The sequence below is a fragment of the Cryobacterium sp. SO1 genome (assembly GCF_004210215.2).
In the GTDB taxonomy this organism is placed as follows: domain Bacteria; phylum Actinomycetota; class Actinomycetes; order Actinomycetales; family Microbacteriaceae; genus Cryobacterium.
In genome coordinates this window covers 1,683,742-1,700,003 of the sequence record NZ_CP067394.1, presented here as the reverse complement: position 1 = coordinate 1,700,003, position 16,262 = coordinate 1,683,742, and the positions used below count along the sequence as shown (strand labels likewise).

Annotated in this window: 16 protein-coding genes; 10 read left to right on the top strand and 6 right to left on the bottom strand. The window is 67.5% G+C overall.

What is annotated here, in order from left to right; all coding sequences use genetic code 11:
• Nucleotides 1-16: 16 nt before the first annotated feature.
• From BJQ95_RS07985 to BJQ95_RS07965, 5 genes are all read right to left on the bottom strand, one after another.
• Nucleotides 17-409 (bottom strand): hypothetical protein, encoded by a 393-nt coding sequence (locus tag BJQ95_RS07985; protein WP_130176786.1) that lies wholly within the window; start codon nt 407-409, stop codon nt 17-19.
• Nucleotides 396-932, bottom strand: a complete 537-nt coding sequence (fliS, locus tag BJQ95_RS07980) for a flagellar export chaperone FliS (RefSeq protein ID WP_130176785.1) — start codon at nt 930-932, stop codon at nt 396-398. The genes BJQ95_RS07985 and fliS overlap by 14 nt, the downstream gene beginning before the upstream one ends.
• Nucleotides 932-2,260: a flagellar filament capping protein FliD gene (gene fliD / locus BJQ95_RS07975; RefSeq protein ID WP_130176784.1), complete on the bottom strand. Its 1,329-nt coding sequence runs from the start codon at nt 2,258-2,260 to the stop codon at nt 932-934. The genes fliS and fliD overlap by 1 nt, the downstream gene beginning before the upstream one ends.
• A gap of 150 nt (nt 2,261-2,410) precedes the next feature.
• A complete protein-coding gene (locus tag BJQ95_RS07970; RefSeq protein WP_305088570.1) occupies nt 2,411-3,253 on the bottom strand; it encodes a flagellin in 843 nt (280 codons plus the stop codon).
• A gap of 84 nt (nt 3,254-3,337) precedes the next feature.
• On the bottom strand, nt 3,338-4,231 hold the full coding sequence (locus tag BJQ95_RS07965; RefSeq protein ID WP_370688380.1) for a sigma-70 family RNA polymerase sigma factor: 894 nt from the start codon (nt 4,229-4,231) through the stop codon (nt 3,338-3,340).
• Between the two features lie 443 nt (nt 4,232-4,674).
• Between BJQ95_RS07965 and BJQ95_RS07960 the strand changes: the two genes are divergently transcribed.
• From BJQ95_RS07960 to BJQ95_RS07930, 7 genes are all read left to right on the top strand, one after another.
• Nucleotides 4,675-5,190 (top strand): flagellar protein FlgN, encoded by a 516-nt coding sequence (locus BJQ95_RS07960; protein ID WP_370688379.1) that lies wholly within the window; start codon nt 4,675-4,677, stop codon nt 5,188-5,190.
• A 22-nt stretch (nt 5,191-5,212) separates the two neighbouring features.
• A complete protein-coding gene (gene flgK, locus BJQ95_RS07955; protein WP_130176782.1) occupies nt 5,213-6,673 on the top strand; it encodes a flagellar hook-associated protein FlgK in 1,461 nt (486 codons plus the stop codon).
• 3 nt (nt 6,674-6,676) lie between these two features.
• Nucleotides 6,677-7,570 (top strand): flagellar hook-associated protein FlgL, encoded by an 894-nt coding sequence (flgL, locus tag BJQ95_RS07950; protein ID WP_130176781.1) that lies wholly within the window; start codon nt 6,677-6,679, stop codon nt 7,568-7,570.
• Nucleotides 7,567-8,013 (top strand): flagellar assembly protein FliW, encoded by a 447-nt coding sequence (locus BJQ95_RS07945; protein ID WP_130176780.1) that lies wholly within the window; start codon nt 7,567-7,569, stop codon nt 8,011-8,013. The genes flgL and BJQ95_RS07945 overlap by 4 nt, the downstream gene beginning before the upstream one ends.
• 181 nt (nt 8,014-8,194) lie before the next feature.
• On the top strand, nt 8,195-8,500 hold the full coding sequence (locus tag BJQ95_RS07940) for a hypothetical protein (RefSeq protein WP_130178681.1): 306 nt from the start codon (nt 8,195-8,197) through the stop codon (nt 8,498-8,500).
• 201 nt (nt 8,501-8,701) lie between these two features.
• Nucleotides 8,702-10,495, top strand: a complete 1,794-nt coding sequence (locus tag BJQ95_RS07935; protein WP_130178680.1) for an ABC transporter ATP-binding protein — start codon at nt 8,702-8,704, stop codon at nt 10,493-10,495.
• A gap of 43 nt (nt 10,496-10,538) precedes the next feature.
• On the top strand, nt 10,539-11,537 hold the full coding sequence (locus BJQ95_RS07930) for an acetylxylan esterase (protein ID WP_130178679.1): 999 nt from the start codon (nt 10,539-10,541) through the stop codon (nt 11,535-11,537).
• A 105-nt stretch (nt 11,538-11,642) separates the two neighbouring features.
• On the opposite strand, the gene BJQ95_RS07925 is transcribed toward BJQ95_RS07930, so the two are convergent.
• Complete coding sequence (locus BJQ95_RS07925) at nt 11,643-12,656, bottom strand: LacI family DNA-binding transcriptional regulator (RefSeq protein WP_130179361.1); 1,014 nt, start codon at nt 12,654-12,656, stop codon at nt 11,643-11,645.
• 325 nt (nt 12,657-12,981) lie between these two features.
• Here BJQ95_RS07925 and BJQ95_RS07920 point away from each other — a divergent pair, with 325 nt between their 5' ends.
• From BJQ95_RS07920 to BJQ95_RS07910, 3 genes are all read left to right on the top strand, one after another.
• The gene (locus tag BJQ95_RS07920) at nt 12,982-14,274 is read left to right on the top strand and encodes an ABC transporter substrate-binding protein (RefSeq protein ID WP_130179360.1); all 1,293 of its coding nucleotides are present in this window, start codon (nt 12,982-12,984) and stop codon (nt 14,272-14,274) included.
• A gap of 200 nt (nt 14,275-14,474) precedes the next feature.
• Nucleotides 14,475-15,374 (top strand): carbohydrate ABC transporter permease, encoded by a 900-nt coding sequence (locus tag BJQ95_RS07915; protein WP_240694966.1) that lies wholly within the window; start codon nt 14,475-14,477, stop codon nt 15,372-15,374.
• Entirely contained in the window at nt 15,371-16,195 is an 825-nt protein-coding gene (locus BJQ95_RS07910) for a carbohydrate ABC transporter permease (RefSeq protein WP_130179359.1), read from the top strand. Before BJQ95_RS07915 ends, BJQ95_RS07910 begins: the two co-directional genes overlap by 4 nt.
• Nucleotides 16,196-16,262: the final 67 nt, after the last annotated feature.

Genomic DNA, 16,262 nt, shown 5'->3' with positions numbered 1-16,262 from the left:
AAAAGTATCGGCGGGGTCAGCCTGCGATGTCGAGGTAGACCGGCTGGTCGGACCGGTGGGTCGAAAGAATTGTGCGCACGGCCGCCAGGTGGGCGCCGGCCGACCGGCGCGCATCCTCGATCTCCCGGATCAGCTCGAGCTGGCCGGATATCAGCATCCTGGCCCGCTCCTCGAGCTCCTGCGGCAGCTGGCCCAGGTGTTCGGGGGCCCGCCACTGCACGCCGGTGACGAGCGCTCCGCCCTGAGCGGAGAGCACGGCGTCCCTGGCGCCACTGCCGAGGCTAGCCTCGAGGTCGTCGAGAACCAGCAGCCAATCGGCGTTGCTGGTGCGGTACCCCGCCAGCGCGGCGCTGTCCGGCCGGCTGCTGTGCGGCCGGGCGCTGCTGGAGTGAATGTCAGGCGACTCCACGGTAGCCCTCCGCACTCGGAGCAGTCTGCGGGGCGGGCAGGGCGCCGGCGGCTTCGTGCCAGGCCTGGCGCAGCGGCTCGAGCAGGGCGATGCTCTCGCGGGTGCGCGCCACGTCCCGGTGGATGTTCGCACCGATCAGTGCGTTCGACACGTAAGTGTAGATCGCCAGCAGGCCGTCGGCGCCGTCCCAGGCCGTGACGTTCAGGGAAGTGGTGAGTTCGTCGACGATCGCCTGGGCGTGCAGCAGGTTCTCGGATGCGACCGGCCAGTCCTCGCCGACCTGGGCGTCCTCGGCGCGGGTCAGGTCGAGCATCAGCCTGTCGTAGAGCATGGTGAGCAGGCGCACGGGTGTGGCCGAGAGCACAGCCTCACGGCCCAGCTGGGCACGCTTGGCTTGCGCGCCGGCGAGCTGGGCTGCCGATGGCTGCGCTGACTGCTGTGCCGGCAGCTGCTGTGCCGGCAACCGCTGCGCCGGCAACTGGTGGGACGGGAACTGGTGGGACGGGAACAGTGTGGTTGTCATCAGCTTGAGGTCCCTGTGTAGGTGTCGGGTAGTGAATTGATCTGCGAGGTGAGCCAGGAGGACTGCGCCTTGAGCTCCCCCAGCCTGGATTCCATGGCCGTGTACACCCGTTCGAGCGAGCTGCGTTTGGCGGTGAGCCTGAGGTCCCAGTCGCTGATCTCCAGGCCCATCGTGCGCACCTGGGACTGTTGGCTGGTGACGGTGGTGGTGAGGGTGCCGTCGTACTTGTCGGATGCCGTCGCCGCTGCCGTCGCGACCCGGCCGGAGATCTCCTGCACGGTCTTCATCACACCGGCCGGGTCCTTGGCCAGGGCGGCGGCGAATTTCTCGGCGTCGAATTCCAGGGTGCCGCTCTTGGTGATGCTGATGCCGATCTCCGACGGCGAGCGACCGTCGACGGGCATCGACGCGGCGGAGAGCAGGTTCTGCTTGACGGTGCGGATGGTGCTGTCGCCGGCGAAGAGCCCGGCCGTGGTGACGCTCTTGCCCGAGGCGTCGGTCGTGGTGGAGACGGCCGACCGGTTGGTGATGACGGCGAAGATATCATTCAACCCGCTGACCAAGCCACCGGCCATCTTGCTGATGGCGGCGTCGTCCCTGGTCACGGTGAGGGTTACCGGCGTGGTGGAGACCGCTTGGACGGTGACGTCCAGACCGGGCAGCAGGTTGGTGAAGGTGTTGCTGCCCGATGTGATGGTCTGTTCGGCGGAGCTGCCGGCCCAGAGCGTGACCTGGGCATCCTGGGCGCCCTTGACCTGAGTGGTCGGAACCGTGCCGCCGGTGACGGTGAAGGCCGCGGCGGAGCCGGTGGTGCTGCTGCTGAACTGCACCCGGAAGCCGTCGGCGCCCACGGCGACCTTGGTGGCGGTGATGGCGAGCCCGGCGGCGTTGACGGCGGTCACGACGTCGTCGAGCGATGTGGATGCCGGCGTGAGCACGGTGGCTTTTCCGGCGGCGTCGGTGAGCGTGAGGGTGGCATCCGGCCAGGCGGTGAGGGGTCCGGTGACGGTGACCTGGTTCTGGGCGAGCCTGCCGACCGTGACATCGAGCACACCGGCGGCGGCGCCGGGGCTGGTGGTCGCGGTGACTTGGCCGGAACTGCTGGTGGCTGTGTGGAGGTCGTAGCTGGCGGGCTTGCTCGCTTTGGTGGCGGCGTCGGAGAGGGCGGCCACCTGGGCGTTCAGCCCCTGCACGGCGGTGGTGTAGGCCTGGGCCGCTGTGACCTTGCCCTTGAGCAGCGTCTGCGGGATCGCCTCGACCGCGATCAGGTTGTTGATCAGGGTCGTGGTGTCCTGGCCACTGATCAGGCCATCGATGGAGAGTCCCATGGGCGCCGTGTCCGTTCCGTTGTCTGCGGGTGTGCGAGTGGCCGGCGGCCCGCGCGTTCTGAGGTCCAGGTCAGAGTGAGCGTGCCGCCGGCCGATTCTCGGTCAGTCGACGTTCCCGCCTTTCAGCCGGTCGGTCGGTCGGTCCGTGATTTAGCGCAGCAGCGTCAGGACGCCCTGGTTGGACTGGTTCGCCTGCGCGAGCATGGCGGTGCCGGCCTGCGACAGGATGCTGGAGCGGGTGTACTTGACCATTTCCTCGGCCATGTCGGTGTCGCGGATACGCGAACCGGCAGCGGTGAGGTTCTCCTTGGAGACGGCCAGGTTGCGGATGACGCTCTCGAACCGGTTCTGGTCGGCACCGAGCGAGGCACGCGAGGTGGACACATCCTTGATGTGGCCGTCGATCGTGTTGATCGTCGCAAGTGCCGCCGTGGAGTCGGCGAAGCCGGTGGCCGCGAGTCCGGAGACAGCGGTGCCGATGGCCGCGACGTCGGTCAGCGTGACCGAGATTTGGTCTTCGACTGCCACTCCGCCGGCGCCGACCTGGAAGGTCAGCGGCGTGGTGCCCGCTGCCGCGTCGAGAAGCTTGGTGCCATTGAAGTTGGTCGACGCACTGATACGAGTCAGTTCTTCGCCCAGCGCCGTGACCTCGGTGGCGATGGCGGCACGCGAATCGGCGTTGTTCGAGCCGTTACCGGCCTGAACGGCGAGGTCACGAACGCGCTGCAGGATGGTCTGGACCTCGCTCAAGGAACCTTCAGCGGTCTGGATGACCGAGACGGCGTCCTGGGCGTTGCGGCTGGCGACCGTGAGGCCACCGACCTGCGACTTCAGTCCCTCGGAGATGGCCAGGCCGGCTGCGTCATCCGCTGCGCGGTTGATGCGGAGGCCGCTGGAGAGGCGCTCGAGCGACTTGGCCATGTCGGTCTGGGTCGAAGCCAGGTTGCGGTAGGTGTTGTTTGCCGCGAGGTTGGTGTTGATCTGCATACCCATGATGTGTTCCTCCGTGATTGGGTGGTGATCGCCTGCCCATCCATGGGCTGACACTGAGACCTATCGGCTCCGCCGGGCGGCGCGTTAGCCGTTGCTGGAGAAAAGTTCGCGGGTGTCCCGAATGCTCGGCTGCACCGCGGTGATGTCACTGACGCCGGCCAACCTGTCGGTCGCACGAGCCGAGGAGCCGGCAGTTCCGGAGTCCGTCGTGGGGGCGATGGACAAGACCGGAACGGCATCCGGCACCCTGTCATGCGCCATGATCGCCATGCCGAGCATCGCCTGGTCGGCCATCCTGGACAGGTAGGCACTGCGCCGGGCCGGTGCCACGGTGGACTCCGGCAGGTACCCGATCTCGGCGTCGTCGGCGTAGTGGGTGCCCAAGCCGTCGCGGAGAAGACGGATGGCCTCCGAACGCTGCTGGGACACGGCGGAGTGGGTGATGCCCAGGTCTGCGGCGATCTCCTTGACCGAGCGGTCCTCGAAATACACCTGCTCCACGATCAGACGCATCCGCTCCGGGAGTGCGACGACGGCGGCCCTCAGGTAGGCGAGACGTTCGGCAGACAGCAGGGACTCCTCGGGAAGCACGGTGTCGGCGACGAGGAATTCCGCGGTGTTGTCGTCGAGGGCAGTGAGGGTGCGTTCGGAATCGGCCAGTCCGGCCAGCGCGGTCTCCCGGTCGACGCCGAGGGCCGCGGCGACCTCGTCGACGGTGGCGCTGCGGCCCAGGGCCACGGCGAGGGTCTCCTGCACCTGGCGGGTGTCCTTGATCCGGCGGCGGGCCATCCGCGTAGCCCAGTCGTTTGAGCGCATCTCGTCGGCGAAGGCGCCGATGATGCGGCGGCGGGCGAAGGCACCGAACGGCACGCCGAGGGCCGGGTCGAACGCATCGGCGGAGGTGATCAGGGCCAGCGAGCCGGCGGAGGCCAGGTCGTCGCGGGAGAGGTGGCGGGCCTTCGCCCAGACGTCGGACACAAGGTAGCCAACGAGGGGTAGGTTGTCTACGACAAGCCGGTTACGTTCCGAACGGTTCAACGGTTGCCCTCCTGGTTGGTGCCGGCGTTGTTCTCGCGGACGGTGATCGCATGAGTGATCGTGCGTTTCACTGCCGGGTAAGCGCGCGTGAGGGGTGACGTCGTATCAAGAGCGCAGTGCCCACCGGAACCGGGGTTCGGGTCCCGTTTCGGTGCGTGTGCGCCTAGGTATTACGGTAACAACTGCGCTGGTTCATTCTGGCGCCGAAATGCCCCCAGAACGGGGCATTCGCTGTCCTCTCTTTGAAGGACAGGGTTTATTGGAGGACGCAGCCTCCGGAAATCGGGTCCGGGGAGTGTCCCGGGACCAGAAGGCCGCTAACCAACCGGGAGAACCGACCGACAGTGCCCCCGAACGAGCATCGGCTCGTACGATGGAGAGACGTGTTTCAACAGCGGAAGGGCAGTGACGACGTGGGCGCCAACGAATTGTCTGCCGTGCTGTGGCGTGAGCGTGAGCTGCTCGAACTGCTCGTCTTCAAGCTCGACGAGGAACAGCTGCTCCTCAGCGCCGGCCGCACCCGGTGGGTGCAGCACGCCACTCGCGAGGTGGAGCAGGTTCTCGAACTGGTCCGCGAGGCTGGCCTGGGCCGTTCGGTCGAGGTCGCGGCGCTCGCCACCCAGTGGGGTACCTCCCAGGACGCCACGCTGAGCGAACTGGTCCAGCAGGCGCCCGCCGGCCCGTGGAGCGACATCTTCACCGCCCACCTGACGGCCATGACCGAGTTGATCGCGCAGATCCGCAGCCTGCGCGACGTGAACGAACAGTTCCTGCGTTCCGCCGCCCGCTACACCCAGGAATCCCTGGCCGGCGTCGACGCGCAAGCCACCACCTACGATGCCCGCGGAACCTCCGGCGCTCACGCGACCGGCGCCCGACTCTTCGACCAGAGCCTGTGAGAACCCGACCTGTGACCCACGCATGAGCACCTTCGGCGGACTCAATACCGCATACACCGGACTGATCGCGGCGCGCGCCGGTCTCGACGTCGTCGGGCAGAACATCGCCAACGTCAACACCGAGGGGTACACCCGCCAGCGGGTGACGACCTCCTCCACCAGCGCTGCGGCGCGGGCCGGTCTCGTCTCCTGGGGTGCCACCCCCGGCACCGGAGTATCCGTCGACGGCATCTCGCGCCTGGGCAGTGCCACCCTGGACGCCAAGGTGCGGGCGACCGCGGCCACCGCCGGCTACACCGCCGTGCGGGCGAATGCCCTCGGTTCGGTCGAGAACTCACTGAAGGAACCCGGCGTGAACGGCCTGTCCCACCAGCTGCAGGAGTTCTGGGCCGCCTGGGGGGAACTCAGTAACGGGACCGACGCCGGGGCGGGCGCCGGACTGCTGCTCGGCGAGGCCGGTCAGCTCACCGCCCAGATCGCCACCGGGTACCGCGCCGTCACCGACGAGTGGGCGGCCGTGCGGGGCAGCGCCGACTCGCTGGTCACCGAGGTCAACGGCGCTGCGCTCCAGGTTGCCGAGCTCAACGGCATCATCCGGCAGACCCTGGCCAGCGGCGGGTCGGCCAACGAAGCCATCGACAAGCGCGACGCGCTCACCGCCACCATCGCCGCCATCACCGGCGCGAGTGTGCGGCCCCAGGCCAACGGCACCGTGGATGTGCTGATCGGCGGCAACACCCTGGTGTCCGGCACCGATGTGCAGACCCTCAAGGTGAGCGGCCCGACAACGATGCCCACCGGCACCGACGCGGCCGACCCTGCGAACGCGGTGCGGGTGGTCTGGACCCACCGGCCCGAAACCGTCGGCATCGACGGCGGCGAACTCGCCGGCGCCCTGTCTCTGCTGGGCCCGGCGGATACTGCCGGCACCGGCGGCGCCCTCGCCCAGGCAGCGGCGTCGTACAACGACTTCGCCACCCGCCTGGCCGATTCCGTGAACAGCATCCACCTCGGTGGAGTCACCAGCGATGGCAACCCCGGCGGGAAGTTCTTCGACTACGTAGCGGGCAACGCCGCCGCAACGCTGAGCGTCGTACCAAGTGACGGCACCGAGATCGCGGCCGGCGCCGTCGGCGCCGGCGCGAGCAACGGTGCCAACGCGGACAAGATCGCGCAGCTCGGCGCCGGACGCGCCGTGGATGCCACCGGGCAACCGGTCACCTCCCCCAACGTCATCTGGTCGGCCTTCGTCACCAGGCTGGGCGTCGACACCGGCATCGAACTCACCCAGGCCTCCTCTGCGAACCTGTCGGCCAGCGCCGCGGTCACCATGCAGCTATCCAACTCCTCGGTTGACATCGACGAGGAGAACGTCAACCTGCTCACCTTCCAGCACGCCTACCAGGGTGCCGCCCGGGTGATGACGGCCGTGGACGAGATGCTCGACACCCTGATCAATCGCACCGGACTGGTGGGAAGGTAACCCATGATCCCCCGCGTAACCAGCCAGACCCAGATGCGCTCCGCGCAGGCCAATCTGCAGGCCAGCGCCCAGCGTCTCGCCCAGTTGCAGGAGCAGTCCTCGACGCTGAAGACCATCAGTCGGGCCTCCGACGACCCCGCCCGCGCCGCGAACGCCATCGCCGTGCGGGCCGAGCAGCGGGCCACCGCCCAGTACACCCGCAACGCCGACAACGGCGACGGCTGGCTGACCACGCTCGATACCGCGCTCGGTGCGAGCACCACCATCCTGAACAAGGTGCGCGACCTCACGGTGCAGGGCTCCAACGCCGGCACCATGACGCCGGCGGCCCGGGAAGCCATCGCCGTGCAGATCGACGGCCTCAAGAAGGACCTGCTCACCCAGGCCAACGCGACCTACCTCGGTCGTACTGTTTTCGCAGGCAACTCCGATGCCGGAGCGGCCTTTTCGCCAGAGGGCGTTCACAGCGGCGGCTCCGCGGCTGGTGTCGAGCGGCGCGTGGGCGCCGACAGCACGGTGCGGGTGGATGCCGACGGTGCCGCCATCTTCGGCAACGGCACCACCTCGGTCTTCGCCCTGCTCGACACGATCACGCTCGCCCTGCGCAGCACCAACCCGACCGTGAAGGTGTCCGACCACCTGGCCGCCGTCGAAGTCGCACTGAATACAGTGATCGCCGCCAGCTCCGACGTCGGCGCCCGGCAGGCCCGCATCGAGAGCGCCTCCGCCGGCCTGGTCACCCAGAAGGGCAGCCTCGAGGCGCAGCGCGTGCAGCTCGAGGACGCCGATCTGGCGACCGTGATCCTCGACCTCAAACTGCAGGAAGTCGCCTACCAATCCGCCCTCGCGGTGACCGCCCGCGTGATCCAACCGACCCTGATGGACTTCCTTTCATGACCGCCACCCTGAGTTTCCTCTCCCCGCCGCCCGGCCTCGCGCCGCTCACCGACTTCCAGTTGCGCGAAATCACCGGTGCCGCCGGACTGTTCGCCCTGCAGTCCGCCGTGGACCTGCACACCAGGCTGTTCGTGCTCGACGCGTCGGTGTACCTGCCGGACTACGCGCCCGTCATCTCCGACGAGCACGCCCGGGCGCTGGACCTCGCCGGCCCGGACCAGGCGATGGTCCTCGTGGTCACCAACCCGGGTAAGACCGGTACCACCGTCAACCTGATGGCTCCCATCGTGGTGAACGCCGACACCGGCCGGTGCGCCCAGATCATCCTGGACGGCCAGGATTGGCCGCTGCGCGCCGAGCTGACTCCGCGCGCCGAGGCGCCGCGGGACAGCGCCGCCCAACACACCGCCGAGCACGCCGCCGAGCACACGGCCCAGGAATAGTCCCGGCAGAGGTTCGCACGCTGGGGGGCGCGCGTGCAATCTGAGATCGGGGCACCACCGCCCGGCGCATCGCTGACCCCGCCGGCAGGTCAGACGCCCGCCCGTCCCGGCCAGTCCCGGCAGGGCGCCTCGCGTCCCAATGCCATCCGCACAGTCACGATCCGCACGACCACACCGCCGGATGCCGGCGCGCCGGCACGAGCCACGCCACCCGGCCCCACGACGCCCGGCTCCACGCCGCGCGGCTCCACACCGCCGGGCCCCAAACTGCCGGGTCTGGCGGCAGTTCGCCGACGCACTCTCGGCTCCGTCGGCGACCGGTGACCACTTCATCAGCTCCCTGCCGTTCAGCTGCGTCGACGGCATCTGCCCGACCTTCGCCGGAACGCTGCCGACCAAGTACGACACCGTACACATGACCCCGGCGTACGCCGAGCACGTGGCGCCAGCCATCCGCTACGCCCTCGGCGCGCTCGGACTCCTGTGAATCGGCGGCAATCCCCACGTGCGGCGGGGCTCCCCGCGCCGGTATAGTCGGAGCTGGCGCCAGCGTTGGCGCCGGCGACCTCGCCCCGCGGCAGCCGCGGGCTCCGACAGCCCCGGCTGAGGACGCACCCCAGCCCCCTCGACCCTGTCGAGGTTGCCGCTGCGCCCTGCGCGCCGCGCAAAGAAGCTCCAGAGGTGTTCCATGGGTGACAAATCCCTCCCCCGCCCGGCCGAGCGATCGGCCGAGCGGTCGATCGAACGGGCCTTCGTCGCGGCAGCCCCCGTCCGTTCGCTGCTGCGCCTGATGCGGCCCTACCGGGGCCGGTTCTCGCTGGCCACCCTGGCGTTCCTGATCAAGGACAGCCCGGCCTGGCTGCTGCCGCCCATGACGGCCGCCGTGATCGACATCGTGGTGGACCGCGGTCCGCTGCCGCAGCTGTGGTTCTGGGCGGCCTGCGCGCTCGCACTGCTCAGCCTGAACTATCCCTTCCACATGATCTTCGTGCGGCACTCCAGCCGGTCCATCCGGTCGATGGCCGTGGATGTGCGCAACGCCCTCGCCGAGCGGTTGCAGCGGCTGTCGATCGGTTTCCACAACCGGCAGAGCGCCTCCATCGTGCACACCAAGGTGGTGCGTGACGTCGAGAGCATCGAACTGATGATGCAGCAGGCGCTGCCCACCTTCCTTTCCGCCCTGTTCACCCTCACCGGCGCCGTTGTGCTCACTGCCATCACGGTGCCCGCCTTCGTCGGCGTTTTCGCCGTCACGGTTCCGCTGGCCGTGCTCCTGGTCGGCTACATCCGCTCGCGCGCGGCCGATCGCAACGAGAACTTCCGGCACGAGGTTGAACGGTTCTCCGCCGGTGTCGGCGAGATGGCCGCACTGATCTCGATCACCCGCGGGCACGGCCTCGAACGGGTCGCCACCCGCCGCGTCGCCGGAGCTGCCGATAACGTGCGCACGGCCGGTCAGGAGCTTGACACCCTGAACGGCCGGTTCGGCGCCCTGTCCTGGATCTCCTACCAGGCGCTCGGCGTGATCTGCCTGATCGGCGCATCCGCCGCCTCGATCACCCGGATCGTGCCGATCAGCCCGGGCGAGGTCGTGTTGCTGAGCACCTACTTCACGGTGCTCACCGGCGGTATCGTGGCCCTGCTCAACGTCACGCCGATCTTCGCACGCGGCATCGACTCGATCCGGTCGATCGCCGAGGTGATGGAAGACCCGGACCTCGAGGTCAACGAGGGGAAACAGCTGGTGACCGCGATCGACGGCCGGATCGACCTCGAGAATGTGGGCTTCAGCTACGAGGATGACCGGCCGGCGCTCCGGGACATCTCCCTCTCGATCCGGCCCGGCGAGACCATCGCCCTGGTCGGCCCGTCAGGGTCGGGCAAGTCCACCCTGCTCAACCTCGTGCTCGGCTTCGTGCGGCCCGGCACGGGACGGGTCCTGCTGGACGGGGTCGACGCCGCCACCCTCGACCTCCGCAGCGCCCGCTCCTTCGTCTCGGTGGTACCCCAGGAATCGGTGCTCTTCGAGGGCACCATCCGCGACAATGTCGCCTACGGCCTCACCGGAGTCAGCGACGAGAGTGTGCTCGCCGCCCTGGCCGGCGCCAACGCGCTGGACATCCTGGCGGGCCAGGACACCGGCCTTGACGCCGTGGTCGGCGACCGGGGTGCCCGGCTCTCCGGCGGGCAGCGCCAACGCCTGGCCATCGCCAGAGCCCTGGTGCGGGACCCTCGCATCCTGGTGCTCGACGAACCCACCAGCGCCCTCGACGCGGTCTCGGAGGCCAAGGTCAAGGATGCGCTCAGCACACTGTTCCGCGATCGCACCACGATCATCGCGGCGCATCGGCTTTCCACCATTCGCGAGGCCGACCGGATCGCCTACATCGAGGCCGGCCGTATCGTGGAGCTCGGCAGCCACGACGACCTGATGGCGCTCGGTGGCCGGTACTCGGCCATCGTTGCGCATCAGAACCCCTGACCACGCCCCCACCACTCGCATTCGCACTGAAGAAAGGCAACCTGTGCCCCGCTTAGACATGTCCCTGCCCGAGCTGCAGTCGTACCGCCCCGAGATCGCCGAACCGGCCGACTTCGACGACTTCTGGCAGCGCACCCTGGCTGAGGCCAGGCAGCATCCGGCCGAGCCACGGCTTACCAGGGTGGACTCGCCGTTGACCGAGGTGGAGGTCTACGACGTCACCTTCAACGGCTTCGCCGGCGACCCGGTCAAGGCCTGGTTCCTGGTGCCGGCGGAGAGAACCGGCCGGCTGCCCGACCGGCTGCCCACCGTGGTCGAATACAACGGCTACGGCGGCGGCCGCGGCTTTCCGCACGAGCGCCTCGGCTGGGTCGCCAGCGGCTACGCCTACCTGTTCATGGATACCCGTGGCCAGGGAAGCGGCTGGGGCTCCGGCGGCGACACCGCAGACCCGCACGGCAGCGGACCGTCCGCGCCCGGCTTCATGACCCGCGGCATCCAGTCGCCGGATGACTACTACTACCGCCGGGTGTTCACCGACGCGGTCCGGGCGATTGACGCGGTGCGCACCCTCGTCAGGGTCGACCCGGAACGGGTCGCGGTCTGCGGCGGCAGCCAGGGCGGCGGTATCGCCCTGGCGGCAGCCGGACTGGCCGAGGGACTGGTCGGCGCGATGCCGGAGGTGCCGTTCCTCTGCCACTTCGAACGTGCCGTGGGCATGACCGACAACGACCCGTACCACGAGATCGTGCGCTACCTCTCGGTGCACCGAGATCAGGTCGAGCAGACCTTCGCCACCCTCGCCTATTTCGACGGCGTCAACCTCGCCAAACGGGCCACAGCCCCGGCGATCTTCTCGGTGGGGCTACTCGATCCGGTCTGTCCGCCGTCCACGGTCTTCGCCGCCCGCAACCACTACGCCGGCGACGCCGAGATCGAGGTCTACCCGTTCAACGAACACGAGGGCGGCCAGGGCCACCACTTCGTGCGCCAGGCCGCCTGGCTCGCCCGCCAGCTGGCCCCGGAGCCCGCCCGCCGCTAACTGTGGCCGCTGCGGACAACTGGTCCCGGCGTACCGGGACCACTTGTCCGCACGGGGAACAGTTGCACGCCGGGCGGGCCGGGCGGGCGGGGCAGGCCGACCGGGTCAGCGCTCGGGCTGCGGGGGGATCTCGCCGGAGCCGCGGTGGATCAGCCGGGTCGGCAGCTCGACCTGCTTGGTGAACGAGTCCGGGTCGGCCAGGTGTTCGAGAGCGAGCCGGGCCGCGGTGCGCCCGAGTTCCATCGGGTCGTAGGACACGACCGAGATGTCCAGGGCATCCGCCAGCTCGAAGTCGTCGAAACCGATGAACGCCACCGGCGGCTCGAGGTTGCGCAGCACCCGCACGGCGCCGGCGCTGCCGCGGTTGTTGCCGGCCACGATGGCCGTCGGCGGGTCCGGCAGGTCCAACAGGCTCTGTACGGCCAGCTCCGGGGAGATGTCGGGGTCGTCGTCCAGGCGTTCCCACTGGGCGGTCTCGCTGACACCCACCTCGCGCAAGGCTTCCCGGTACCCGGCCAGGCGTTCGCGTTGGGTGTACATGGCCGAGGGGTTGCTGATGAAGCCGATCTTGCGGTGCCCGATGGCGGTCAGCGATCGCACCGCCTCCGCCATGCCGAGCCGGTTCTGCAGCACCACGGAGTCGGCCAGGAGGTTGCGGGCCGGCCGGTCGACGCTGACCACCGGGGTGCCCAGTTGCCGCTCGCCCTCCAGGTAGGACTGGTCGTCGGCGATCGGGATGAGCAGCAGCGCGCGCACCCGCTGAGAGATCAGGGCGTCCACCACCCGTTCCTCGCTGTCGGGCGAGTCATCCGTCGTGGCGAGCACCATGGTCAGGCCGCTGAGCGCGAGCTCCCGTTCGATGCCCGCGGCGACGTGGAAGTAGAACGGGTTCTTCAGGTCGCCGATCACGAAGGCCACGGTGTTCGTCACCCCGCCGCGGCGCAGGTTGCGGGCCAGATTGTTGGGCCGGAAACGCAACCTCTTGGCCGCGCCGAGCACCAGTTCCCTCGTCTCGGCGGAGACGTTGCCGGCCGAAGCGAAGACCCTCGAGACCGTCTTCGAGCTCACTCCGGCCAGCCTGGCCACATCGGCCAGCGTCGCGCGTGATTGTGTCGTCATGGGATCCCCTCGTGAATCGTGCCGCCGGATGCCGCACGGCCGCATGCCCGTACCGCGGTCGAATCGCAGCAATGTCAACGTAAGACATTTCGCAGACATTTGCAATGAGAATCTGTGCACTGTGCGGCCCAGTTCGCCGCTATTACAGGGATGTCGAGCAACAAAGCAGACAGAGGACAACATCGGACAACGTTGACATTTGCGTTTGACGCGCCGTCGAATCCGGGCCTAGCATGAGGCCCAACAGCAACACCAGGGGTCCACGGGCGGGAAGTCGCGGTCGTGTCTCAACGGGTCAATGGTGATACCGATTAGGAGAAAACAGATGGCAAAGAAGCTCATCATAGGAGTGGCCGCCTTGGCAGCCACCGCACTACTGGCGGGATGTTCCGGATCAGCCCCCGCAGACGATGGCAAGGTTGCCGGCGAAATCACGGTCCTGACCAACCGCACCGACATCGTCGACACGGTCTTCAAGGACTACGCCGCCAAGTTCGAAAAGGCCTACCCGGGCACCACCGTCAAGTTCGAGGCCATCGCAGACTATGAGACCGACGTCTCGACCCGGCTCTCGTCCGGCAGCTACGGGGACGTCCTGCTCATTCCGAACACCGTCACCAAGGCTCAGCTCCCCCAGTTCTTCGAGCCCCTGGGCACCATCGACGAACTCGGCAAAACCTACCGATTCGTCACCGAAATGGCCTATGAAGACAACGCCTACGGTGTGGCCGTCACGGGCAACGCCCAGGGCATCGTCTACAACAAGAATGTCTGGGAGGCCGCCGGGATCACCGAACTGCCCACAACACCCGATGACTTCCTGGCCGACCTGCAGCTGGTCAAGGACAAAACGGATGCCACCCCCTATTACACCAACTACAACGACGGCTGGCCGCTGAGTCAGTGGGAAGGCAACCGCGCAGCCACCGGCGACGCGGACGCCTCGATCAGCCTGGTCGAGTCCGATGCCCCCTGGGCGAAAGGCGAGTACCACGAGATCACCGATGGGCTGCTCTATGACATCGTCGCAAACGGCCTGAGCGAGGATGACCCATCGACCACCGACTGGGAGTCCTCCAAGGCCGGCATCGGCAGCGGCGCGATCTCCTCGATGGTGCTCGGCTCCTGGGCGCTCACCCAGATGCAGGATGCAGCGGTGACCGCCGGCGGCAGCGCCGACGACATCGGGTACATGGCTTTCCCGAGGGCGGTCGATGGTCAGACCTACGCCACCATCGGCGGCGACTACAAGAACGCCGTCAGCCTCAACTCGAAGAACAAGGCAACGGCCCGCGCGTGGATCGACTGGTTCGCCCAGGAGTCCGGCTTCGCTGGTGACCAGGGCGGTCTGTCCCCGGTCGTCGACGGACCGGACCCCGACACCCTGACGGAGTTCACCGCCAGCGGCGTGGAGTACCTCGAACTCACCCCGGTGCCCACCGACAAGGCCACCTGGGAGAACGACATCATCAGCGAGTCCGAGATCGACCTCTGGGGCCAGATCTATCGCCAGAAGATCGTGGACGTCGCCCGCGGCGCCGCAGACGGCGACAAGGCCTCGACCTTCGAGGCCCTGAACACTGCCTGGGCCGAAGCCAAAGCCTCCGTCGAGGGCTAAGCCTCACCACCAGCAGTACGCAGGACGGCCGGCCGTGTGCACCTCAACGGCCGGCCGTCCCCGTATCCAGGTCAACCGTGCAGCCCGCGCTGCGCACCCGCATGTTTGTCGGGAGTTCACGAGAGAAAGGACGCTAGGTGTCTCAACAACTAGCCCCCACGAAGACGGGAGAACTGTTCAGCAGATTCTCCCAGCGCTTCATCCGCACCACGGTCACCGCTGGGGGCAAGCGGAAGGACTCCATCGTCATGCCCTGGCTATTCCTCGCCATCCCGCTGGCCCTGCTGATCACCTTTACCTACATCCCCGTGGGCAACATGATCTGGTACAGCTTCACGTCGTGGGACGGCCTCGACCAGAACAAAGAGGTCGTCGGCTTCGACAACTTCGTGAAGATCTTCACCAAGCCCGAATACTGGCAGGTCTTCGCCGTCAGCCTCTACTACTTCGCCGCGTCGTTCCTGCAAATGGCCCTGGCACTGTACTTCGCCACCATCCTCAGCTTCAGAACCAGGTTCCGCAGCCTGTTCAAGGGCATCCTGTTCTTCCCCTACCTCATCAACGCGGTCGCGATCGCTTTCATCTTCCTGTTCTTCTTCCGCCCCGGCGGAACTCTGGATGCCGTCCTCAGCTTCGTCGGGCTCGGCGATGTCTCCACCCAGTGGCTGGGCAATCCGGATGTCGTGAACTATTCCCTGGCCGGCGTCGCCATCTGGCGCTACATCGGCCTCAACTTCGTGCTCTTCCTCGGCGCGATCCAGTCCATTCCCGGTGAGCTGTACGAAGCAGCCGACCTCGACGGTGCCAACAAGTGGCACCAGTTCCGCTACATCATCGCCCCCGGGATCCAGCGCATCATCAGCCTGTCCTTTATTCTGGCGATCGCGGGCAGCCTGTCGGCATTCGAGCTGCCCTACATCATCACCGGCGGCGCCAACGGCAGTGAGACGTTCGTCATCCAGACCATTCAGACGGCGTTCGTCTACCGCAAGGTCGGCCTCGCCTCCGCGATGGCCGTCATCCTGCTCCTCATCGTGCTGATCGTCACCTGGATCCAGCGCAAGGTCGTTCCCGACGAGAAAGTATCCCTGGCATCATGATCCGACACCTCGCCGTCACTGGGAAGTACACCTCCTTGGTCATCGGCTCCCTCGTAGCCCTCGTGCCCATTGTGGTCATCCTGTTCGCCTCGCTGAAGTCCAACACCGAGTACGCCACCACCGGACCACTCGTGCCGCCGGAGAACTGGCTGAATTTCGCCAACTTCGTCACGGCATTCGTCAACGGCCGGATGCTGCTCGGCTTCGCGAACACCACCGTCATCGCGGTCATCTCGGTCACCGGCACGATCCTCATCGGAACGATGGCCGCCTACGTGCTGGACCGCTTCGAATTCAGGTTCAAGAAACTGGTCTTCGCCCTGTTCCTCGTCGCCACCCTCGTTCCCGCCGTGACCACCCAGGTGGCGACCTATCAGGTCGTCAACTTCTTCCACCTGGTCAACACGCACGGCGCTGCGATCATCCTGTTCATGGGGACCGACATCCTGTCGATCTACATCTTCATCCAGTTCATGCAGTCGATCCCCAAGAGCCTCGACGAAGCCGCCATGCTCGACGGCGCCAGCCGGCTGGGCATCTACTGGCGGATCATCCTGCCCCTGCTCGGCCCGGCCATCGCCACCGTCGTGATCATCAAGGGCATCGCAATCTACAACGAGTTCTATATTCCCTATCTGTACATGCCCGCCCAGGATCTCGCCGTGATCAGCACCTCGCTGTTCCGGTTCCAGGGCCCGTACGGTGCACAGTGGGAAGTCATCGCGGCCGGCATCATGATCGTGATCGTGCCGACGCTGGTCATCTTCCTCTTCCTTCAACGATTCATCTACAACGGCGTCACGGCTGGAGCTACCAAGTAATGTCTGTCAACACCACTTCTACCCCCGTCACAGCCCTTCCCAGCGCTGCGGCCCCGTCGCCGACTCG